The organism is Brevundimonas sp. MF30-B, assembly GCF_004683885.1.
GTDB lineage: Bacteria > Pseudomonadota > Alphaproteobacteria > Caulobacterales > Caulobacteraceae > Brevundimonas.
The window spans coordinates 2,305,401-2,326,604 of record NZ_CP038440.1 but is presented as its reverse complement, the minus strand read 5'-3'; the positions used below and the strand labels follow the sequence as shown (position 1 = coordinate 2,326,604).

At 67.8% G+C, this 21,204-nt stretch carries 21 protein-coding genes and 1 tRNA gene; 18 read left to right on the top strand and 4 right to left on the bottom strand.

Going from position 1 to position 21,204, the window contains the following annotated elements; all coding sequences use genetic code 11:
• Position 1: 1 nt before the first annotated feature.
• The 10 genes from gspG (at position 2) to gltB (ending at position 11,994) form a co-directional block, all read left to right on the top strand.
• On the top strand, positions 2-490 hold the full coding sequence (gspG, locus tag E4M01_RS11785; protein ID WP_209316037.1) for a type II secretion system major pseudopilin GspG: 489 nt from the start codon (positions 2-4) through the stop codon (positions 488-490).
• The gene (locus E4M01_RS11780; protein ID WP_135063773.1) at positions 459-932 is read left to right on the top strand and encodes a GspH/FimT family pseudopilin; all 474 of its coding nucleotides are present in this window, start codon (positions 459-461) and stop codon (positions 930-932) included. Before gspG ends, E4M01_RS11780 begins: the two co-directional genes overlap by 32 nt.
• The gene (gspI, locus tag E4M01_RS11775) at positions 925-1,281 is read left to right on the top strand and encodes a type II secretion system minor pseudopilin GspI (protein ID WP_135063770.1); all 357 of its coding nucleotides are present in this window, start codon (positions 925-927) and stop codon (positions 1,279-1,281) included. Before E4M01_RS11780 ends, gspI begins: the two co-directional genes overlap by 8 nt.
• A complete protein-coding gene (gene gspJ, locus E4M01_RS11770) occupies positions 1,278-1,868 on the top strand; it encodes a type II secretion system minor pseudopilin GspJ (RefSeq protein ID WP_135063767.1) in 591 nt (196 codons plus the stop codon). The genes gspI and gspJ overlap by 4 nt, the downstream gene beginning before the upstream one ends.
• 26 nt (positions 1,869-1,894) lie before the next feature.
• Positions 1,895-2,836, top strand: a complete 942-nt coding sequence (gene gspK, locus E4M01_RS11765) for a type II secretion system minor pseudopilin GspK (protein WP_245158255.1) — start codon at positions 1,895-1,897, stop codon at positions 2,834-2,836.
• Positions 2,833-3,918 carry a type II secretion system protein GspL gene (gene gspL, locus E4M01_RS11760; RefSeq protein WP_135063761.1) on the top strand — a complete coding sequence of 362 codons (1,086 nt, stop codon included), beginning with the start codon at positions 2,833-2,835 and terminating at the stop codon, positions 3,916-3,918. Before gspK ends, gspL begins: the two co-directional genes overlap by 4 nt.
• Positions 3,915-4,358 carry a type II secretion system protein GspM gene (gspM, locus tag E4M01_RS11755; RefSeq protein WP_135063758.1) on the top strand — a complete coding sequence of 148 codons (444 nt, stop codon included), beginning with the start codon at positions 3,915-3,917 and terminating at the stop codon, positions 4,356-4,358. The genes gspL and gspM overlap by 4 nt, the downstream gene beginning before the upstream one ends.
• A gap of 168 nt (positions 4,359-4,526) precedes the next feature.
• Positions 4,527-5,888, top strand: a complete 1,362-nt coding sequence (locus E4M01_RS11750; RefSeq protein WP_135063755.1) for an ammonium transporter — start codon at positions 4,527-4,529, stop codon at positions 5,886-5,888.
• 173 nt (positions 5,889-6,061) lie between these two features.
• Positions 6,062-7,507, top strand: a complete 1,446-nt coding sequence (locus E4M01_RS11745) for an NAD(P)-dependent oxidoreductase (RefSeq protein ID WP_135063752.1) — start codon at positions 6,062-6,064, stop codon at positions 7,505-7,507.
• Positions 7,504-11,994: a glutamate synthase large subunit gene (gltB, locus tag E4M01_RS11740; RefSeq protein ID WP_135063749.1), complete on the top strand. Its 4,491-nt coding sequence runs from the start codon at positions 7,504-7,506 to the stop codon at positions 11,992-11,994. Before E4M01_RS11745 ends, gltB begins: the two co-directional genes overlap by 4 nt.
• Before the next feature lie 171 nt (positions 11,995-12,165).
• Here the strand turns inward: gltB and E4M01_RS11735 are convergent, their stop codons facing one another.
• The 4 genes from E4M01_RS11735 to E4M01_RS14350 form a co-directional block, all read right to left on the bottom strand.
• Positions 12,166-12,483, bottom strand: a complete 318-nt coding sequence (locus E4M01_RS11735; protein WP_135064296.1) for a hypothetical protein — start codon at positions 12,481-12,483, stop codon at positions 12,166-12,168.
• A 140-nt stretch (positions 12,484-12,623) separates the two neighbouring features.
• On the bottom strand, positions 12,624-12,899 hold the full coding sequence (locus E4M01_RS11730; protein ID WP_135063746.1) for a DUF2312 domain-containing protein: 276 nt from the start codon (positions 12,897-12,899) through the stop codon (positions 12,624-12,626).
• A gap of 158 nt (positions 12,900-13,057) precedes the next feature.
• Positions 13,058-13,183 carry a type B 50S ribosomal protein L36 gene (gene ykgO / locus E4M01_RS11725; protein ID WP_054111010.1) on the bottom strand — a complete coding sequence of 42 codons (126 nt, stop codon included), beginning with the start codon at positions 13,181-13,183 and terminating at the stop codon, positions 13,058-13,060.
• Between the two features lie 314 nt (positions 13,184-13,497).
• Positions 13,498-13,574, bottom strand: a tRNA-Ala gene (locus E4M01_RS14350).
• 124 nt (positions 13,575-13,698) lie between these two features.
• Between E4M01_RS14350 and parC the strand changes: the two genes are divergently transcribed.
• The 8 genes from parC (at position 13,699) to nusB (ending at position 21,203) form a co-directional block, all read left to right on the top strand.
• The gene (gene parC / locus E4M01_RS11720; RefSeq protein WP_135063742.1) at positions 13,699-15,900 is read left to right on the top strand and encodes a DNA topoisomerase IV subunit A; all 2,202 of its coding nucleotides are present in this window, start codon (positions 13,699-13,701) and stop codon (positions 15,898-15,900) included.
• A gap of 79 nt (positions 15,901-15,979) precedes the next feature.
• A complete protein-coding gene (glyA, locus tag E4M01_RS11715; RefSeq protein WP_135063739.1) occupies positions 15,980-17,263 on the top strand; it encodes a serine hydroxymethyltransferase in 1,284 nt (427 codons plus the stop codon).
• 7 nt (positions 17,264-17,270) lie between these two features.
• Positions 17,271-17,738 carry a transcriptional regulator NrdR gene (gene nrdR / locus E4M01_RS11710; protein ID WP_135063736.1) on the top strand — a complete coding sequence of 156 codons (468 nt, stop codon included), beginning with the start codon at positions 17,271-17,273 and terminating at the stop codon, positions 17,736-17,738.
• Positions 17,738-18,484, top strand: a complete 747-nt coding sequence (locus E4M01_RS11705; RefSeq protein ID WP_135063733.1) for a RibD family protein — start codon at positions 17,738-17,740, stop codon at positions 18,482-18,484. The genes nrdR and E4M01_RS11705 overlap by 1 nt, the downstream gene beginning before the upstream one ends.
• Before the next feature lies 1 nt (position 18,485).
• Positions 18,486-19,076: a riboflavin synthase gene (locus tag E4M01_RS11700; protein WP_135063731.1), complete on the top strand. Its 591-nt coding sequence runs from the start codon at positions 18,486-18,488 to the stop codon at positions 19,074-19,076.
• Complete coding sequence (ribB, locus tag E4M01_RS11695) at positions 19,076-20,209, top strand: 3,4-dihydroxy-2-butanone-4-phosphate synthase (RefSeq protein ID WP_209316036.1); 1,134 nt, start codon at positions 19,076-19,078, stop codon at positions 20,207-20,209. The genes E4M01_RS11700 and ribB overlap by 1 nt, the downstream gene beginning before the upstream one ends.
• Positions 20,206-20,679, top strand: coding sequence for a 6,7-dimethyl-8-ribityllumazine synthase (gene ribH, locus E4M01_RS11690; protein WP_135063727.1), 474 nt, complete (start codon positions 20,206-20,208; stop codon positions 20,677-20,679). Before ribB ends, ribH begins: the two co-directional genes overlap by 4 nt.
• Positions 20,676-21,203: a transcription antitermination factor NusB gene (gene nusB, locus E4M01_RS11685; RefSeq protein ID WP_135063725.1), complete on the top strand. Its 528-nt coding sequence runs from the start codon at positions 20,676-20,678 to the stop codon at positions 21,201-21,203. Before ribH ends, nusB begins: the two co-directional genes overlap by 4 nt.
• Position 21,204: the final 1 nt, after the last annotated feature.

The following is a 21,204-nucleotide window of genomic DNA, read 5'->3' as shown; positions in this document are numbered from 1 at the left end:
CATGCCCCTGAACGCACTCCGCACCGGTCCTCGAACAGCCAGCTCCCGCGCGGCGAGCGACCGGACAAGATCACGCCAAGGCTTCACCCTGGTGGAGCTCATGGTGGTCATCGTCATTATCGGCCTGCTGGCAACGGTGGTCGCGATCAACGTCCTGCCGAGCCAGGACCGCGCCATGGTCGGCAAGGCCCGGGCCGACATCGCCACCCTTGAGCAGGCGATCGAAACCTATCGCCTGGACAACCTGAACTTTCCGACCGACGCGCAGGGTCTTGAGGCCCTGACGCGCCCGCCCGCCGACCTGGCCCAGCCGGACCGGTATCGCCAGGGCGGCTACGTCCGGCGTCTGCCCGCCGACCCGTGGGGCAATCCCTATCAGTACCGTCGCCGCAGCGCGCACGGCGGGGCCTTCGACGTCTATTCCTTCGGCGCCGACGGCCGAGAGGGAGGCGAGGGCGATGACGCCGACATCGGCAACTGGCAGGCGTGACCGGACGTCTCGCCAAGGCTTCACCCTGGTCGAGCTGATGATGACCCTGCTGATCATCGGTCTGGCGGCAGGGGCTGTCGTGCTGACCGCGCCCGACGCTCGGCCCAGCGTCACCTCCGACGCCGAGGCCTTCGCCGCCCGCCTGATCCGGGCGCGTGAAGAGGCCGTGCTGACCAACCGCCCCGTTGCGGTGGCGGTCGATGCGGCCGGCTACGACTTCTCCGTCTTCGACGTCGAGGCGGGTTGGACGCCGCTGGCGGAGGGGCCGTTCAGGCGCGTGCACTGGGCCGAGGGCGTCGAGGCCACGCTGGCGCCGGCCAATGGGCGCTTTGTCTTTGACCCGGTCGGCGCGGCGGAAGTGGTCCGTCTGGTGCTGAGCCGCGATGGGGTCCAACGCGCCGTGGCTGTGGACGCCGCCGGCGAGGTGTCGGTCAATGACTGACCGGGGGGGCTTCAGCCTGCTGGAGATGCTGGTGGCGCTTGCGGTGTTCTCGCTGGGGGCGCTGGCGCTGCTGCACCTGACGGGCGAGGCGACGCGCTCGGCCGTGCGGGTGGAAGAGCGCGCCCTGGCCAGCGTCGTGGCGGACAACCGCGCCATCGAAGCCGTCATCGCGCCCACGCTCCCGGTCGGCCTCACCGAAGGGGTCGATCAGCTAGCCGGCCGAGACTGGGCCTGGAGTAGAGAGGTCGTGGCCACCGAAGACCCGGCCATCCTGCGCATCTCGGTTCAGGCGCGCATCGACGGACGGCTGGCCGGCGAGCGTGTGATGTTCCGACGGAGCCCGGCGTGAGCAGGCGCGCGGGGTTCTCGCTGGTCGAGGTGCTGGTCGCCCTGGCCGTCTTCGCCCTGATCGCGGGCGCAGGCGCCTCGGTCCTGGTGGTCAGTCTGAACACGCGCGACAGCGTGCGCCAGGCCAGCGAGGGCGTGGCCGAGCTGCAGCGCCTGCGCGCCATGCTGCGCGCCGACATCGGCCAGGCGACCGAACGGCGCACGCGCGGCGTCAACGGCCGACCCTCGGCCCAGCCGATGATGACCGGCCAGAACCCTGACGACGCGCTGCTGGTGCTGACCCGCGCCGGCTGGACCAATCCGGGAGAAGACCCGCGCCCGTCGCTGCAAAGGGTCGAGTATCGGCTGGTGGAAGACCGGCTGGAGCGCCGCTTCACAGACCATCTGGACGGCGCCCGGCAGGGCCCGCCGCAGATTCTGGCGCGCGGCGTTCGCGCCGCCGAGGTCAGCTTCATGGTCGGCGGCCAGGCGGCGCCCGCCTACGCCGCCTCGATGGAGCGACCCCTGCCCGACGCGGTGCGCATCCGCCTGACGCTGGATGGTCTGGGCGCGATCGAGCAGTTGTTCCTGACGGGCGCGGAGGCATGAGGCGGGGACGTGTGGAGCGGGAGGGCATGGCCCTGCTGACCGTGTTGCTGCTGACGGCGGCCATGGCGGCGGTGGCCGTGGTGATCCTGGATGATGTGCGCTTTTCGGTGCGCCGCGCGGTGAACGCCGAAAGCGGCGCCCAGGCCCAGGCGCTGGCGGCGGGCGCCGAGCGGCTCGCGGCGGCCCGTATCGCGGCCTTGCGAGACCCGGCGGCCAGACCCGCTCCCGAGGCCTGGCGAGGCCAGACCCTGACCCTGCCTATCGAAAGCGGAGCGGTGGCGGCCACGCTGGACGACGGCCAGGCCTGCTTCAATCTGAATAGCGTGGTCCAGGGCGTGGGCGAGGATCTATCGGTCCGCGATCTGGGGCTGGCGCAGTTTCTCGCCCTTGGCCGTGCGCTGGGCGTCGAGACCGGCCGCATGGCCGCGGCGGGCGACGCCTTGGTCGACTGGCTGGACGCGGATACGCAGGCGCGGCCGCTGGGCGCGGAGGACGCCGCCTACGGCGGAGCCTATCGCACCGGGGGCGTGATGCTGGCCGAGGTCAGCGAACTGCGCGCGATCAAGGGCTTTGCGCCGGACCTCTATGACCAACTGCGCCCCTGGGTCTGCGCCCTGCCCACGACCGCCCTGTCGCCGCTCAATCCCGACAGCCTGACCGCGGACGAGGCGCCGTTGCTGACCATGCTGACCCTGGGCGGCCTGCCGACGCCGGCGGCGCGGCAGGTGCTGACCGCCCGCCCGGCCGGGGGCTGGGGCCGAGCCGACGTCTTCTGGAGCCAGCCGGCGCTGGCGGCCCTTCCGACCTCCGACGAAACTCGCGCCCAGCCCGCCTTCGACCCGCGCTGGTTCCGCCTCAAGGTCGAGGTCGAACAGGGTGGCGCGCGCGCCGTCCGCACCGCCCTTCTGCACGCCGCGCCCGATGGCGCCGTGCGCACCGTCATCCGCCGCTGGACGCTGGAAGAATGAAGACGACACGCCTGATCCTCATCCCCGAGCGAGCGACCGATCCCGCGCCCTATCGCCTGTTCGACAGCGCCGGCGCCCTGCTGGAGCGGGGCGAGATCACGCTGGAGACGGCTCGGCCGCGGCCGGATGTTCGGGACGTGGCCCTGGTTCCGGGGTCGGACGTGCTGGTCCGATGGGTCGAGCCCGTACAGGGCAACGCCCCCCAAAGGCGCGCTGCGGCTCTATGGAGGCTGCGCGACGAGCTTGCGGCGCCGACCGATCGCCTCGTGGCGGCCCTGGGTCCGGTGCAGGAAGACGGGCAGCTGATCGCGGTCGCCGCCGCCTCCCTCGTGGAGGCGTGGGGCGATTACTTCGAGGCCCTGCACCTCGCGCCGGTGTCAGTCGTGCCGAACAGTCTCGTCCTGCCTCGGCCCGAGGAGCCGCAGGCCGTTCTGACCGCCGTGGCGGCGGGCGGTGTGGTCCTGCGCGGTCGGGCGCTCGCGGCGGTGGTCCAGCCCGATCTGGTCGAGACCGTCACACCGGGGCTGGCGCGGACGCCGGCGGAAGACCTCTTTGAAGCGACTCTGTCCAACCTCGCCCTGAACCCACCGCTGGATCTGAGAGGTCAGGCCAGACAGGCCAGAGAGCCGATGAAGCGCTGGTCGCTCGCCGCAGGCCTGGCGGCGGCACTCGTTCTGAGCCCCATGATCGTGGACCTTGCGCACGTCCTGGCCTTCAAATCGAAGACGGCGGAGGCACGGCGCGAGGTCCGATCGGCTGCCGCCCTAGTCTGGTCCGATGTCGGGCAGGCGAGCGATGCGGAGCTGGCGCGCCGGGTCGGGGCCGCCCGCGCGCCAGGTGATCTCGCCGCCGCCGCCGCCGCGCTGTCCGCCGCTATCGAGCGCGTGCCAGGCGCCGAGCTGGATGCGTTCGGCGCCGAGCCGGGCGAGGGGCTGAACGCCGTCGTCACCTATCCCGCGTTCCAGGATCTCGATCAGCTGAAGTCCGAACTGGCCACGGCGGGCTTCGATGCGGACGACCTGTCCACTGTGGAAGACGAGGGGCGTATCGTGAGCGACCTGCGACTGGAGCGCCGGTCATGAGGCCACAGGCCTGGTTCCTCGCGAGGACGCAGCGCGAACGCGTCTTCATCGCCTGTGCGGCGGCGATGGCCCTATGCCTCGCCCTGTGGTTCGCAAGCGGCGCCGCGCGACAGGCGCGCGCGGCGGCGGCGTCCGACTGGCGATCCGCCCATCAGACGCTCGAGGCTGCGCGACGCTGGAAGCCCAGCGTCGCAGGCGCTCCGCTGAGAACGCGGCTTCAGGCCCAGGCGGACGAGGCCGGAGTCGATCTGGACATCGCCGAGTCGCAAGGTCAGGTCACCGTGACCGTCGCATCCGCCTCGACGTCAGGCCTGCTGACCTTCTTGGGCCGGCTTGACGCAGAGGGCCTGTCGCCGTCGACCTTCACCATAGTGGAGAACGCCGACGCCACGCTTCAGATGGTCGCGATCCTGCCCGCGGCCGGGGCCGCGCCGTCTTAGCCGTTACCCTCAGCCAGCTCGCCCGAGGCTGAGGCGTCACCCTCACATGACGCTTCAACAAGCTGATCTCGGCCGCTGCAAGAAAGCTTCCACTCCGAGGGCTTTCGCGACTTGCTTATTTCGCAATCGCGGTAAATATTTCGCACGTGCGCAATTTCGTTCTGGGGGATGGAGCAGGTGACGCGATATCGGACGACCCTTGCGGGAGCCTTCGCCTTATTCTCAACGGTGCTGCCGGCCGCCGCTCATGCGTCGCCGGCAGGCCAAGCGCTTATGGCGCATCAGGTTCCGCTGGAGTTGGACAGCGCCGGCGCAGCCTGGCTGACGACATCGACGGCTCTGGTGCTGCTCATGACCCTGCCGGGGCTGGCCATGTTCTACGGTGGCATGGTGCGCCGCAAAAACGTCATCGCCACGATCACCCAGTCGGTCGGGGTTTTTGCGGTGGTCGCGCTGACTTGGTTCGTGGCCGGCTACAGCCTTGCGTTCGGCAGGGCGGGATCCCTGGGCGGATTTGACGCCGACACGGTGAATCGGGTCGTTGGAAGCTTCGACGCCATCTTCCTGAATGGGGTGACGGTTGAAACAGCCCATGGCCTGCTGCCCGGCATTCCGGAGTTCCTCTGGATATCGTTCCAACTGACCTTCGCGGTCATCACGCCAGCCCTCATCACCGGCGCCTTTGCCGAACGCTTCAAATACTCGGCCCTGCTGCTGTTCACCGCGCTCTGGTCGTTGGTTGTCTACGCACCCATCGCCCACTGGGTCTGGGGCGGCGGCTTTCTAGGGGCTTCCGGTGTCCTGGATTTCGCCGGCGGGGCGGTGGTCCACGTGAACTCCGGTGTCGCGGGCCTGGTTTGCGCGATCGTTCTCGGCGCGCGCAAGGATTACGGCGTCGCCCCCATCAATCCGCACAATCCGGTGCTGACCATGATCGGCGCGTCGCTGCTGCTCGTCGGCTGGATCGGGTTCAATGCAGGCTCGGCCGGCGCCGCCGACGCGCTGGCGGCTGTGGCGGTGATTAACTCGCTGCTGGCCGCTGCAGCCTCTGCTTTGACCTGGAAGCTGGTCGAGGTGCTCCACAGGAAGAAGGTCTCGCTGATCGGCATGCTGTCCGGCCTCGTCGGCGGCCTGGTGGCTATAACCCCAGCGGCAGGCTTCGTAGATCCCAAGGGGGCGGTCGTCATCGGTCTCGCGGCCGGACCGGTCTGTTACGTCGCCTCGGTCTGGATCAAGAAGCTGCTTCGCTATGACGACAGCCTGGACGCTTTCGGGCTCCATGGGGCAGGGGGCGTCCTGGGCGCCTTGCTGACGGGCGCCTTCGCCACAACAGCGGTCAACAGCTTGTCGCAAGACGCCAATGTCGTCGTCCAAGCGATCGGTCTGATCTGGATCATCGCCTACAGCGCCGCGGGCACCTTTTTCATCTTGATGATCTGCAAGTTCACGACCGGCCTTCGCGTGACCGCTGCGGGCGAGGAGCAGGGGCTGGATGTCCACCTCCACGGAGAAGCGCTGGAAACCTACTGAACCAGCAACCTCACGACCGAGGAGTCGCCGAGTTCGCGGCATTCTCTCACTCAGCTTGTGCACTTTCTGAAAGAAAATTGCGCTCCATGGCGTTAAGCCATCAATGTTGAGTGAAACTTGCTAAAACCGCTCTCTAAGTCGTAGACCCGTGCGCCGTTGCGAAGAGGACTTCCGTGCCGTCCGAGAACCAGACTTTCGTCATTGTTCCGCGAGTGGGGCCCGCCAAGACGCCGGCGCCCGAGCGCGTTGGAACGTTCAGCGAAATCCATGCTGATTTCGACGGCCGGTCGGGAAAAGCTCAGTCGAGCCGCTGCGCCCAATGCGGCGTGCCTTTTTGCCAGAGCGGCTGCCCGCTAGCGAACAACATCCCGGATTGGCTCAGGCTGGCTGCTGAAGGTCGGGCCGAAGAGGCGTGGCGCCAAGCGCATGCGACCTCCGCCATGCCCGAGATTTGCGGCCGCATCTGCCCGCAGGATCGTCTGTGTGAAGGCGCCTGCACGCTCGAACAGGCGGGCTGGGAGACGGTGACCATCGGCTCGGTAGAGCGATGGCTAGGCGAAATGGCCTTCGAGAAGGGCTGGATCGAGCCCATCCGTCACCGAGGTGAGCGGGGGCAGTCGGTCGGTGTCGTGGGCGCGGGTCCAGCCGGCTTGGCGGCGGCGGACCGACTGCGTTCTGCGGGCTATGCGGTGACCCTCTATGACCGTTACGACCGCGCCGGCGGCTTGCTGACCTATGGCATACCGAGCTTCAAGCTCGAGAAGCACGTCGTGCAGCGACGTTTGGATCGACTGGTCGAGGGGGGCGTCGTTCTTCGGCTGGGCGTTGATATCGGAGGGTCTGGGCCAAACGACCTGTCGTTCGCCGAAGTGCGGGCCGCCCATGATGCCGTGCTGGTGGCGACTGGCGTCTATCAGGCGCGCCGGCTGGCGGCCCCGGGCGGCGGTTCGGTCGGGGTGGCGCCGGCGTTGGACTATCTGATCGCCTCTAACCGAAAAGGGTTCATGGACGCCGTCCCAGCCTTCGACAGCGGCGCTCTGAATGCGGCGGGCAAGCGGGTCGTGGTCATCGGCGGCGGGGACACGGCGATGGATTGCGTGCGGACTGCGGTGCGGCAGGGCGCGGTTTCGGTGACCTGTCTGTACCGCCGCGACCGCGACAACATGCCCGGCAGCGCGCGGGAGGTGGCGAACGCAGAAGAAGAAGGCGCCGTGTTTGAATGGCTGGCCGCCCCGCGCTTGCTGCTGGGAGACGCCCGGCGGGTGTCCGGTGTGCGAGCCCAGCGGATGGTTCTGGGGGCTCAGGGCGAGGATGGCCGCAGGAGCGTCGAGCCGAGCGCAGACGGCGAGTTCGATCTCGCCGCCGACCTGGTGATCGAAGCTCTGGGTTTTGATCCCGAAGACCTTCCGGCCCTGTTCGAGGAGCCTGATCTGGCCCTCACCGAATGGCGAACCGTCCGAACGGCCGGCCGCACGAGTGCGACGACGCTGGAAGGGGTCTTCGCCGCAGGCGACATCGTCCGGGGGGCCTCGCTGGTCGTGTGGGCCGTCAAGGATGGACAGGACGCGGCAGCTGAGATCGAAACCTGGCTGACCAACCGCGCGCGAGCGGCGGCGTGAGTTTCGATCCAGAGGCTCACCTGCGTGATCGTCAGCGCCTGATCGATGGGCATGCTTACGACCCCGCCTCGGAACGAGATGCCTGCGGTGTGGGCCTGGTCGCCGCCATCGACGGCCGTCCCCGCCGCGACGTGATTGACCTCGCGCTACGGGCGCTGAAGGCCGTCTGGCATCGTGGCGCGGTGGACGCCGACGGCAAGTCCGGAGACGGCGCCGGAATCCTGATCGGCCTGCCTCGCACCTTCTTCGAGGCCCAGGTCCGCGACGCTGGTCACGACCCTCGGCCCGGTCCCATCGCCGTGGGCATGATCTTCTTGCCCCGGGTCGATCTTGCGGCTCAGGAAGAGGCTCGGACCATCGTCGAGCGCGAAGTGATGGGGGCGGGCTTCTGGCTCTACGGCTGGCGGCAGGTGCCGACCGACATGTCTGTGCTGGGCCAGCGGGCGGCGGCGACCCGGCCCGAGATCGAACAGATCATGCTCAGCGCCCCAGACGGTCTGGAGGGAGAGGAACTGGAGCGGGCGCTTTATCTGCTGCGACGTCGGATCGAGGCGCGGGCGACAGCGGCGGGACTGCAGCATTTCTATATCTGCTCGCTGTCGGCGCGGTCGGTGATCTACAAAGGGATGATGCTGGCTCAGGCGCTGGCGGACTTCTACCCGGACCTCAACGATCCTCGGGTGGAGGCCAATGTGGCGCTGTTCCACCAACGCTATTCGACCAACACCTTTCCTGAATGGCGGCTGGCGCAGCCGTTTCGGATCCTGGCGCATAACGGCGAGATCAACACCCTCCGTGGCAACGCCAACTGGATGCGGAGTCACGAGATTCGCATGACCGCCGAGGCCTTCGGCGCCGACGACGCTGTGGTCAAGCCGGTGATTCAGGCCGGCGGCTCCGATTCCGCGGCGCTGGACAATGTCTTCGAGGTGCTTGTCCGCGCCGGCAGGCCCGCTCCGATGGTCAAGGCCCTGCTGATCCCGGAGGCGCCGATCGAGGGTGTGATCACTGAAGATCATCGGGCCCTCTACGCCTACTGCAATGCAGTGATGGAGCCCTGGGATGGGCCCGCCGCCGTCTGCGCTACGGACGGCCGGTGGGTGGTGGCGGGCAAGGACCGAAACGGGCTGCGTCCTCTGCGCGTCGCCGAGACCGCCGATGGCCTGCTGATCTGCGGCTCCGAGGTCGGCATGACCGGCGTGCCCGATGTTCGCATCAAGCGGCGGTTGCACATTGGAGCCGGACGGATGATTTCCGTCGATCTCGAGGCTGGCGTTCTTTATGACGAAACGCAGACCGTCGATCGACTGGCCGCCGCCCTCCCATACCGTCAGTGGCTGACGAACATGGTTGGACTGGATCCCCTGATCGGGCCCGGACCGGAGCCCCGCCGTCTGTCCGGAGAAGACCTGACCCGCTTTCAGGCTGCGGTCGGCTGGACGCAGGAAGACTTAGACACGCTGCTGGATCCGATGGCCGGCGAAGGCAAAGAGGCGACAGCCTCCATGGGCGACGACGCACCGCCGGCGGTGCTGTCCCATCAGGATCGGCCATTCGCCCACTACTTCAGGCAGGCGTTCGCCCAGGTCACCAATCCGCCGATCGATTCCCTGCGTGAAGCCGGTGCGATGAGCCTGCGGACCCGGTTCAAAAACCTCGGCAACATCCTCGCCCAGGACGAGACCCAGACCCGAGTGTTCGTATTGGACAGTCCGGTGCTGACCACTGGCATGTACGAGCGCATGCTGGACGTCGTCGGCGAGGGCGGCGTTGCCGTCATCGACTGCACCTTCGGCGCGGCCGAGGGGGAGTTGAAGGCTGCCCTGCACCGTATTCGGAGCGAAGCTGTGGCTGCGGCCCGCGGCGGCGCCGGACTTATCGTGCTGACGGATCAGCAGACGGGCGACGACCGGCCGCTGATCCCCATGATACTGGCCACAGCCGCAGTGCACGGTCGATTGGTGGATGAAGGGCTCCGCACCTACTGCTCTTTGGTGGTGCGTTCTGCTGAAGCCATCGACGCGCATGCCTTCGCGGTGCTGATCGGGGTCGGCGCCACGGCCGTGAACGGCTGGCTCGCGCAGGAAACCTTCCTCGAACGCCTGGAGGGCGGTCGCTATCCGGGCTTGAGCCTGCGCCAAGCCTGCCTGAACCATAAGTCGGCGGTTGAAGCCGGACTGATGAAGATACTGGCCAAGAAGGGCATTTCGGTCATTTCCGCCTATCGCGGCGCCTGCGAGTTCGAGGCGTTGGGGTTGTCGCGCGCCCTCGTCGCGGAATTCTTTCCCGGCATGACTTCGCGCATCTCCGGCATCGGTTTGGCGGGGCTGGAGGCGCAGCTCATCCGCAAGACGAACCAGGGTTTTGGCGCGTGGCGGCCCTCGCTGCGCATAGGCGGATCGCACCGGATTCGAGCCGGGGAGGAAACCCACGGGTGGGACGCCGAACTGATCCACAGGCTGCAGGACGCGACCACGCGCGGCGACTATGGGCGCTTCAAGGCCTATTCCCGCCGGGTCAGGGAACTGCCGCCGACCGCAGTGCGCGACCTGTTGGATTTCCGCTCCGCCGTCCCGATCCCCATCGATGACGTCGAAAGCGTGAATGACATCCGCCGCCGCTTCGTGACGCCAGGCATGTCCCTTGGCGCCTTGTCGCCTGAGGCTCATGAGACACTGAATGTCGCCATGAACCGCATCGGCGCGCGGTCGGTTTCGGGAGAGGGCGGCGAGGACCCCGAGCGGTACATGCCCCGACCCAATGGCGACAACGCCAACAGCGCGGTCAAGCAGATCGCCTCCGGCCGATTTGGCGTCACGGCCGAATATCTGAATCAGTGCCGCGAGATCGAGATCAAGGTGGCCCAGGGCGCCAAGCCTGGCGAAGGCGGCCAGCTGCCCGGTTTCAAGGTCACCGATTTCATCGCGCGAATGCGTCACTCAACGCCCGGCGTGGGTTTGATAAGCCCCCCGCCGCATCACGACATCTATTCGATCGAGGATCTGGCTCAACTTGTCTACGATCTGAAGCAGATCAATCCTGACGCCCGGGTGACGGTGAAGCTTGTCGCTCAGTCCGGCATCGGCGCCGTGGCGGCCGGCGTGGCCAAGGCCAAGGCTGACGTCATCCTCGTCTCGGGCCACAACGGAGGCACCGGCGCCTCGCCTTTGGGTTCAATCAAGCATGCGGGCCTGCCATGGGAGTTGGGCTTGTCCGAGGCGCACCAGGTCTTGAGCCTGAATGGGCTGCGCGGCCGCGTACGACTTCGGGCCGACGGGGGGCTGCGCACCGGCCGGGACATCGTGATCGCCGCTTTGCTGGGTGCTGAAGAGTTCGGCATCGGGACGGCCAGCCTGATCGCCGTCGGCTGCCTCATGGTGCGTCAATGCCACTCGAACACGTGCCCCGTGGGGGTCTGCGTTCAGGATGAGCGATTGCGCGCGATGTTCACCGGCACTCCGGAGAAGGTAGTGAACCTTTTCAGCTTCATCGCTGAAGAAACGAGAGAGCAGTTGGCGTCGCTGGGGCTGCGATCACTCGACGAGGCTGTCGGTCGAACCGATCTGCTGCGTCAGGTGTCACGCGGCGACGCCCATCTGGATGACCTGGACCTCAACCCGCTGCTGGTGCGGGTCGGCGAGGACGAGTCGCGCTCTATCGAACCTCCCTACAATGCCGTCCCCGACACACTGGACGCCCGAGTCGTCGGAGATGCGGCGCGCTTCCTCAACGGCCTGGAGAAGATGTCCCTGACCTACGCCGTGGCCAACACCCAACGCGCGATAGGCGCGCGCATCTCCTCCCATATCGTGCGCCGCCATGGTTCAGATTTGTCGCCTGGGCGGCTGACGCTGAAGCTGCGTGGAGCCGCAGGCCAGTCTTTGGGCGCCTGGTGCGTCGCCGGCCTGCGCATCGAGCTGGATGGCGAGGCCAACGACTATGTCGGCAAGGGACTGTCTGGCGCTGACCTCATCGTCCGCCCGACCGTCTGGGCAGCTGGCGAGGCGCTGATCGGAAACGCTTGTCTGTACGGCGCGACTTCCGGAACTCTGCTCGCGGCCGGCGCGGCGGGCGAGCGGTTCGCGGTGCGAAACTCGGGAGCCACGGCGGTGATCGAGGGATGCGGCGCGCACGGCTGCGAATATATGACAGGCGGAACTGTGGTCGTCCTGGGCGAAACGGGATGGAACTTCGGCGCGGGGATGTCGGGGGGCGAGGCCTTCATTCATGATCCGCAGCGAACCGCGCGTCTCCGCTTCAGCGATGAATCGGTGATGAGCCAGCGGGTGATGGGCGAAGCGGAGGGACGCCTTCGCAGGCTCGTGGCCCTTCACGCCGAGGAGTCCGGTTCGCCGCTCGCACGCCGCCTTCTCGAGACCTGGTCCGAGGCGGTCGCTCAGTTTCATCATGTCCTGCCGAGGCTGGAGACATACGACGCCTCGAGCGCCCGCCGCGCCGCGGGCTGCGGGCCAGCGAGCAGGGGTTGATAGCCGTATCGAAAGCGCTCTGCGGACTAGACCCGACCGACGATGGGGGGCCGCGCGCTCCAAATCGACAGCGCAGAGGCTCGGCCAGGCGATCGAACGCATGCCGCGTCGTTCGCGGCCGCGTGGCGTCGCCGCGCGCCAGCCAGGCTTGAGCGGCTGCGGCTCGCTACGTCAGTCGGTCGGCGGCGACCGCCTTCGAGGCGGCTCGCCCTTGGCCTTGCGGGTGATTTCCTTGAGCTTGCGGCCTTGCAGGGCCGACAGGGCCTGGCCGGGCGCGCCCTTTTCGGGATCGGCAAAGGCGCGGCCGTGGGTGCGGATGCGTTCGTCCACCGACTCCAGAAACTCGCCCTCCCATTCGGACAAGGAAACGCCCGCCTTCTCTGCCGAGCGGCGGGCGCGTTTCAGGGCGTTGAGGGCGGCCCGCTGGGCCGCTTTGCGCTGAGCCTCGAAGGGGCTCAGCGGCTTGTTGTTTGCGCTATCGCCTTTCAGGCTGCTTGAGCGCGTTGATTTCGCGCTATCGCCCTTTGGGCTGCCTGAGCGCGGGGGCTTGCCGCTATCCCGCTTCAGGCCGCTCGTGCGCAGCCCGCCCTTGGAAGGTCCGAGCGGGGTGCGCTTCAAGCCGGGTCGCCTCAGACCTCGCCGAGGGCCGAGAGGTAGAGGTCCAGAATGGCTTCCTCTTCCTGGCGCTTGGCCTTGTCCTGCTTGCGGATGCGGATGACCTTGCGCAGCACCTTGACGTCGTAGCCCTCGCCCTTGGCCTCGGCGAAGACCTCCTTCATGTCGGTCATGACGGCCTGCTTGTCTTCTTCCAGACGTTCCAGACGCTCGATGATGGTGCGCAGCCGGCCCTGGGCCGTGGCGGTCAGGACGTCGGGCGAGGCGTCGAAGGCGGCGTCGTCGGCCATGAAGGAAACTCCGAAAAACTGGCGGGGAGGCTAACCATGTCCGCCAGCCGGCATCAACGGCGGACGCGAAAAAGGCTGCGGACAAGTCCGCAGCCTGAATACTCTTCGCTTAAGCAGCGATCGACCGCGTCGATCGCGTTAGCGAACCAAGCTCTCGCTTAGCCCTGCTTCGCCTTGAAGCGGGGATCGGTCTTGTTGATCACGAAGACCACGCCCTTGCGGCGAACGATCTTGCAGTCGCGGTGGCGACCCTTGAGCGACTTGAGCGAGCTGCGGACCTTCATGGCCTTATCCTTAGTGCGCTACCCCTCGCCGCGCGGCGGCTCGCTGCTTGAGCGCGGCCGGGACGAGGAAACAATAGAAAAGCCGCAGGGGCGGACCTTGCGGCGGAGGCGGTCGTATAGATAGGGAGTCGCCGTTCGTCAACAGGGCAGGGCGCGCGGCGCTTGCTTGTCGACATTCGCTCAAGGCCGAGAGGTGCGAAAAAGCAAATCGCGCTCAAAGCCGCGAGCGACCGCGTCGCGAGCATAGCGCAAAGGGAAGAATCTGCGCTTAAGCCGCGAGGCCCCGCGGGCTGAGCATAGCGCAGAATAAACCTTGGAGGCCTGGCCTCCGAGTCGAACGGAGGGTCTGACGGCTTGCGAGCCGTCCGCGTAGCCCCTCCGCCACCAGGCCGTCGAAAGGAACAGGGTGGACCTAGTCCCAAAGGCTTAACGCGCGTCTCCCGATCGTGGTTAACGCCCTGCGACACGCCGAAGCGGGCTAGACTTGTGCGTCCAGATTTCCGATTCGCAGGCGCATGACCGTTCACACCCCTCCGCCCGAAGGCGGCCGCATCGTCGAGGAGCCGATGGCCGAGGCGCTGTCCAAGCGCTACCTCGCCTACGCCCTGTCGACCATCACCAACCGGGCGCTGCCTGACGTGCGCGACGGCTTCAAGCCCGTGCACCGCCGCATCCTGTACGCCATGCATCAGATGCGGCTGAACCCGCAGGCGGCGGCGCGCAAATGCGCCAAGGTCGTCGGCGAGGTGATGGGCGGATACCACCCCCACGGCGACGCCTCGATCTATGAGGCCCTGGTGCGCCTGGCCCAGGATTTCGCCCAGCGCTATCCGCTGGTGGACGGGCAGGGGAACTTCGGCAACATCGACGGCGATAGCGCCGCGGCCATGCGCTACACCGAGTGCAAGCTGACGCCGGCGGCCGTGCTGCTGCTGGACGGCATCGATCAGGACGCGGTCGACTTCCGCGCCACCTATGACGATCAGGACGAAGAGCCGGTCGTGCTGCCGGCCGGCTTTCCGAACCTGCTGGCCAACGGCTCGTCCGGCATCGCCGTGGGCATGGCGACCTCGATCCCGCCGCACAATGTCGGAGAGCTGATCGACGCCTGCCAGATGATCCTGGAGCGTCCCGACGTCACGACCGAGGAACTGGTGCAGATCGTGCCGGGGCCGGACTTCCCCACCGGCGGCGTGTCGGTCGAGGGCCACGCCTCCATCCTGGACGCCTATGAGACGGGTCGCGGCGGCGTGCGCCTGCGCGCGCGCTGGGAGACCGAGGACCTGGGTCGCGGCGTCTGGCGCATCGTTGTCACCGAGATGCCCTATCAGGTGCAGAAGAGCCGCCTGATCGAGGCGCTTGCCGACCTGATCGAGAACAAGAAGGCCCCGCTGCTGGGCGACGTGCGCGACGAGTCGGCCGAGGATATCCGCCTGGTGCTCGAGCCCAAGAGCCGCACGGTCGAGCCTGAGGTTCTGATGGAGAGCCTGTTCAAGCTCTCGGATCTGGAGGTTCGCTTCCCGATCAACATGAACGTGCTGGACGCCACCGGCACGCCGCGCGTCATGGGCCTGAAGGACTGCCTCAAAGCCTTCCTGGATCACCGCCGCGAGGTGCTGAACCGGCGCAGCCAATGGCGGATCGCGCGCGTCGAAAAACGCCTGCATCTGCTGGAAGGCCTGCGTATCGTCTTCCTGAACCTGGACGAGGTGATCCGCATCGTCCGCGAGGAGGAGCAGCCCAAGGCGGTGCTGATCGCGCGCTTCGGGCTGAGCGAGCCCCAGGCCGACTACATCCTCGACACTCGTCTGCGCCAGCTGGCGCGGATCGAGGAGATGGCGATCGAGAACGAGTTCAAGGCGCTGTCCGAGGAGCTGGCCCAGCTGAAGGCGCTGACGTCGTCCGAGGGCAAGCAGTGGAAGGCGATCGGCAAGGAGCTGGAGGCGGTGCGCAAGGCGCTGGTCTCGCCGCGCCGCACCACCATCGGCGAGGCCGTCGACGCCTCGAACTTCGCGCCGATGGAGGCCTTCATTCCGCGCGAGGCGATCACCGTCATCCTGTCCGAGCGCGGCTGGATCCGGGCCGCCAAGGGCAAGGTGGACGATCCGTCCGAGCTGAAGTTCAAGGAGGGCGACAGCCTGGGCTTCCTGGTTCCGGCCTATACGACCGACAAGCTGCTGGTCGGGGCGTCTGACGGGCGGATCTTCACCATCGGAGCCGACAAGCTCGCCTCGGGCCGGGGGCATGGCGAGCCGCTGCGGCTGATGATCGACCTGGACGAGAAGGCCGAGATCATCAACGTCGTGGCGCATGAGCCGGGCGCCAAGCTGCTGGTGGCGTCAAAGGCCGGCTACGGCTTCGTCGCGCCCGAGAACGACCTGCTGGCCCAAAAACGCGGCGGCAAGCAGGTGCTGAACGGCGGGATGCTGGCCATGTGGCGGGTGACGGGCGATCACGTCGCCACCATCGGCGAGAACATCAAGGCGCTGATCTTCCCCATCGCCGAGCTGCCTGAAATGGGCCGAGGCAAGGGCGTGAAGCTGCAAAACTTCAAACAGGGCGGCCTGGCCGACGTGGCGATCTTCAACGCCGAAACAGGCCCGGAATGGGCCGACGGCGGCGGGCGTCGCCGCAACTGGCCCGACTGGAAGGACTGGCTGGGCAAACGCGCTGGCGCCGGACGGCAAGGGCCTAGGGGCATGCGCAAGTTCCGCTAGTGCGGGGCAGCCACAAGATGTTGTGGTGAGCCCCCCTCAGGCCTAGAAGGATCGCCTATCTAGAGTCTCGGGGACGCCAGTGACCGCCTTCACCCACGACGCCTTCTTCGCCAAGACGCTTTCGGACGCCGATCCCGACATCTTCCGGGGCATCCAGGGCGAACTGGGCCGCCAGCGCGAACAGATCGAATTGATCGCGTCGGAAAACATCGTCTCGCGCGCCGTGCTGGAGGCGCAAGGCTCGGTCCTGACCAACAAATACGCCGAGGGCTATCCCGGCCGTCGCTACTACGGCGGCTGCGAGTTCGTGGACGTCACCGAAGATCTGGCGCGCGAGCGGGCCAAGCAGCTGTTCGGCGCCGCCTTCGCCAATGTGCAGCCGCACTCGGGCGCCCAGGCCAACCAGGCGGTGTTCATGAGCCTGCTCCAGCCCGGCGACACTTTCCTGGGCATGGACCTGGCCTGCGGCGGTCACCTGACCCACGGCTCGCCGGCCAACCAGTCCGGCAAGTGGTTCCGCCCCGTCACCTATAAGGTGCGCGAGGACGACCACCTGATCGACTACGACCACGTCGCCGAAATGGCCGAGCGCGAGAAGCCCAAGCTGATCCTGGCCGGCGCCTCGGCCTACAGCCGCCACATCGACTTCAAGCGGTTCCGCGAGATCGCGGACTCGGTCGGCGCTTATCTGATGGTGGACATGGCCCACTACGCCGGCCTGATCGCTGGCGGCGTCTATCCCGATCCGGTGCCCCACGCCCATGTCGTGACCACCACCACGCACAAGACCCTGCGCGGCCCGCGCGGCGGCATGGTGCTGACCGATGACGGCGACATCGCCAAGAAGATCAACTCCGCCGTCTTCCCCGGCCTGCAGGGCGGACCGCTGGAGCATGTCATCGCCGCCAAGGCCGTCGCCTTCGGCGAGGCGCTGAAGCCCGAGTTCAAGGCCTATGCAGCTCAGGTGGTGAAGAACGCCCAAGCCCTGGCCGGTGTCCTGGTCGAGCGCGGTCTGGCGATCGTCTCGGGCGGCACCGACAGCCATCTGATGCTGGTCGACCTGCGCCCCATGGGCGTGACCGGCAAGGCGACCGAGCACGAGCTCGAAAAGGCGCTGATGACCTGCAACAAGAACGGCGTGCCATTCGACACCGCGCCCTTCACCATCACCTCGGGCGTGCGCCTGGGGACGCCTGCGGGCACCACGCGCGGCTTCGGCGAGGAAGAGTTCAAACAGATCGGCCACTGGATCGCCGACGTGGTCGCCTCGATGAAGGGCGGCGACGAAGCTGATCCGGCCGTGGCGGCGGGCGTTGCGGCCCAGGTGCGCGAGCTGACGCACCGCTTCCCGATCTACGGATAAGTCGCTGATGAAGTGCCCCTTCTGCGGAAACCAGGACACCCAGGTGAAGGACAGCCGCCCGTCGGACGACGGCGCGGCCATCCGGCGCCGTCGGTCCTGCCCGCAATGCAACGGGCGCTTCACCACCTTCGAGCGGGTCCAGCTGCGTGAACTGGTGATCCTGAAACGCAACGGCCGGCGCACGCCGTTCGACCGCGACAAGCTGGAGCGCTCGCTGGGCATTGCCCTGCGCAAACGCCCGGTTCAGGCCGAGCAGGTCGAACAACTCGTCAGCCGCATCGTGCGTCAGCTGGAAAGCCTGGGCGAGACCGAGATTCCGTCGCACGTCGTCGGTGACTTCATCATGAAGGCGCTGAAGTCGGTCGATGAGGTGGCCTATGTCCGCTACGCCTCGGTCTACAAGGACTTCCGCCACACGGGCGACTTCGCCAAATTCCTGGGCGACGAAGGGCTGGACGAGCCCGGACGCGGCTGATGCGCGTCACCCTGAAGCTGGCCACCTCGCTGGACGGCCGCATCGCCACCGCGAGCGGCGAATCCAAATGGATCACGGGCGAGGCCGCGCGCGCCCAAGGCCACCGCCTGCGCGCCGAACACGACGCCATTCTTGTGGGGGTGGAGACGGTGCTGGCCGACGATCCGGATCTGACAGTGCGCCTTCCTTCTCCCCTCGTGGGAGAAGGTGGCTTGCGCAGCAAGACGGATGAGGGGGAGATTTCTGCGCGCGCGCCCGGCGATGAGGCTGGTTCGACCGCCCCCCTCATCCGAGCGGCTGCGCCGCCCACCTTCTCCCACGATGGGAGAAGGAACCCGTTGCGCGTCGTCCTCGACAGCCGCCTGCGCACGCGCGAAACGGCCAAGGTCGCCGCCTCCAACACCCTGATCCTCACCACCGCCGCCCCGCGCCCCATCGGCCAGGCCGAGGTCGAGCGTTTGGCCGACGGCGGGCGGCCGGAGCCCGCCGCTGTGCTGACGGCCCTGTCGCGCCGAGGCCTCACCTCCGTCCTGATCGAAGGCGGCGGCCAGGTCGCGGCGTCCTTCCTGCGCGCGGGGCTGGTCGACCGCATCGAATGGTTTCGCGCCCCGAACCTGCTGGGCGGGGACGGGCGGCCCTGCGTCGCGGGGCTGACGCTTGCGAAACTGGCCGACGCCCCCAAGTTCCGGCGTCTGTCGGTCGAGACGCTGGGCGACGACCTGTGGGAGCGCTACGAGCGGATCTGAAATGTTCACCGGCATCGTCACCGACATCGGCCGCGTCCGCAGCGTGCGCCAGACCGAGCGCGACCGGCGCTACGAGATCGAAACCGCATGGGACACGGCGAACATCGACCTGGGCGCCTCCATCAGCCATGCGGGCTGCTGCCTGACGGTGACCGAGACGGGGCCCGGCTGGTTCGCCGTCGAGGTGTCGGGCGAGACGCTGTCCAAGACCACCCTGGGCGATTGGGCTGAGGGCGGGCGCATCAATCTGGAGCGTGCCGCGCGGCTGGGCGACGAGATGGGCGGCCACGTCGTCTCGGGCCACGTCGACGGGCTGGGCCGCATCGTTTCGATCACGCCGGAGGGCGGCTCGCACCGTGTCGAGATCGAGGCGCCGGAGCCTCTGCACCGCTACATCGCGCCCAAGGGGTCCATCACCGTCGATGGGGTTTCCCTGACCGTGAACGGCGTCGAAGGCCGCCGTTTCGGGGTCAACATCATCCCGCATACGTGGACGGCGACCACGCTGGGCGCGCTGAAGGCCGGCGATCCGGTCAATCTGGAGATCGACATGCTGGCGCGATACCTCGCCAGATGGCAGGAGACCGCCTGATGCAGCTCGCGGCCAACATGAACGACAGTCCCATCAGCCCGATCGAGGATATCCTGGAGGACGCCCGCAACGGGCGGCCCTATATCCTCGTGGACGCCGAGGATCGCGAGAACGAGGGCGATGTCATCATCCCCGCGCAGTTCGCCACCCCCGACCAGATCAACTTCATGGCCCGCCATGCGCGCGGCCTGATCTGCCTGGCCATGACGTCCGAGCGCGCGCGCCAGCTGCGCCTTCCGCCTATGGCCGCCGAGAACCGCACCTCGATGGGCACCGCCTTCACCGTCTCGATCGAGGCGCGCGAGGGCGTGACCACCGGCATCTCGGCCGCCGACCGGGCGCGCACCGTCCAGGTCGCCTCGGACCCGACCAAGGGCGCCGATGACATCGTTTCGCCGGGACACATCTTCCCGCTGGTGGCGCGTGACGGCGGGGTGCTGGTTCGCACCGGCCACACCGAGGCGGCGGTCGACATCAGCCGCATGGCCGGGCTGACGCCCGCGGGCGTGATCTGCGAGATCATGAACGAAGACGGCACCATGGCCCGCCTGCCGGACCTGGTCGCCTTCGCCCAGCTGCACGGGCTGAAGATCGGCACCATCGCCGATCTGATCGCCTATCGCCGCCGCACCGAGCGGTTTGTCGAGCGGGTGATGGACACGCCGTTCGACAGCGTCCACGGCGGGCCGTTCCGCCTGATGCTGTACCGCAACGCCATAGAGGGCGCCGAGCACATCGCCCTGGTCAAGGGCAAGGTCGAGCCGGGCAAGCCGACGCTGGTGCGGATGCACCAGGTCGATTTCGCCGCCGACATCCTGGGTCATGTCGAGGCGCGTCAGGACTATGTGCCGCGCGCCCTTAAGGCGATCAGCGGCCATGACGGCCCAGGCGTGGTCGTCTTCCTGCGGGACCCGGACCTGCACGGCCTGGCCGAACGGCTGGCCGGCGGCGACAAGCCGCGCGGCGGCGAGCGGGTGCTGAGAAACTACGGCGTGGGCGCCCAGATCCTTCTGGACCTGGGTGTGCGCGACATGATCGTGATGAGCTCGACGCGACCCGAACCGACCGCGCTGGAAGGCTACGGCCTGCGCATCGTCGGCTGGCGCGATATGGACGGAGAAGACCAATCCTGACCGACCCCCACCGCGTCCTGATTGTCGAGGCGCGCTTCTATGAAGATCTGGCCGACGCGCTTCTGGAAGGTGCGAAGGACGCCCTGCGCGCGCGCGGCGTCCAGTTCGACGTCGTCACCGTGCCCGGCGCGCTGGAAGTGCCGACGGTCATCGCCCTGGCCGAGGAGGCCGGCCGCTATCCGACCGCGCCGCGCTATGACGGCTATGTCGCTCTGGGCTGCATCATTCGCGGCGAGACCTACCATTTCGAGATCGTGGCCGATCAGTCGGCGGCGGGCCTGCGCAACCTGGGCCTCAAGGGCCTGTGCATCGGCAACGGCATCCTGACCACCGAAGACGAGGACCAGGCCTGGGCCCGCGCGCGCCTCAGCGAAGGCGACAAGGGCGGGTTCGCCGCGCGCGCCTGCATGGATCTGATCAATCTCAAGAAGCGCCTGCGGCACGGTCTGGGTGACGGAGCCTCGGCATGACCGAACCCAACAGCCTGGCCTCTGTCATCGCCCAGCTGGAAGAAGCGGACAAGGCCCGCCGCGAGCCTCAGCTGAACAGCCGCCAGCGCCGCGCCCGCACCGTCGCGCGCCTGGCCGCCGTGCAGGCGCTCTATCAGATGGAGCTGGCCGGCGAGGGCGTGGACACCATCATCCGCGAGTTCCAGAACCACCGCTTCGATGGCGACATCGACGGCGAGATGCTGGCCGAAGCCGACGAGGCCTGGTTCGCCGAGATCGTGCGCGGCGTGGTCGAGGGCCAGCAATCCATCGACGCCGCTATCAAGGCGCGGCTGGCCTCCAACTGGCGCATGGAGCGGCTGGACGCGACCTTGCGCGCCCTTCTGCGCTGCGGGGCCTATGAGCTGCGCGAACAGCCCGACACCCCGCGCGAAGTGGTGATCGACGAATACGTCGAGCTGGCCAAGGCCTTCTTCGACGAGGCGGAGGCCAAGTTCGTCAACGCCGCCCTGGACGGGGTGGCCCGCGACGCGCGGGACGCCTGAC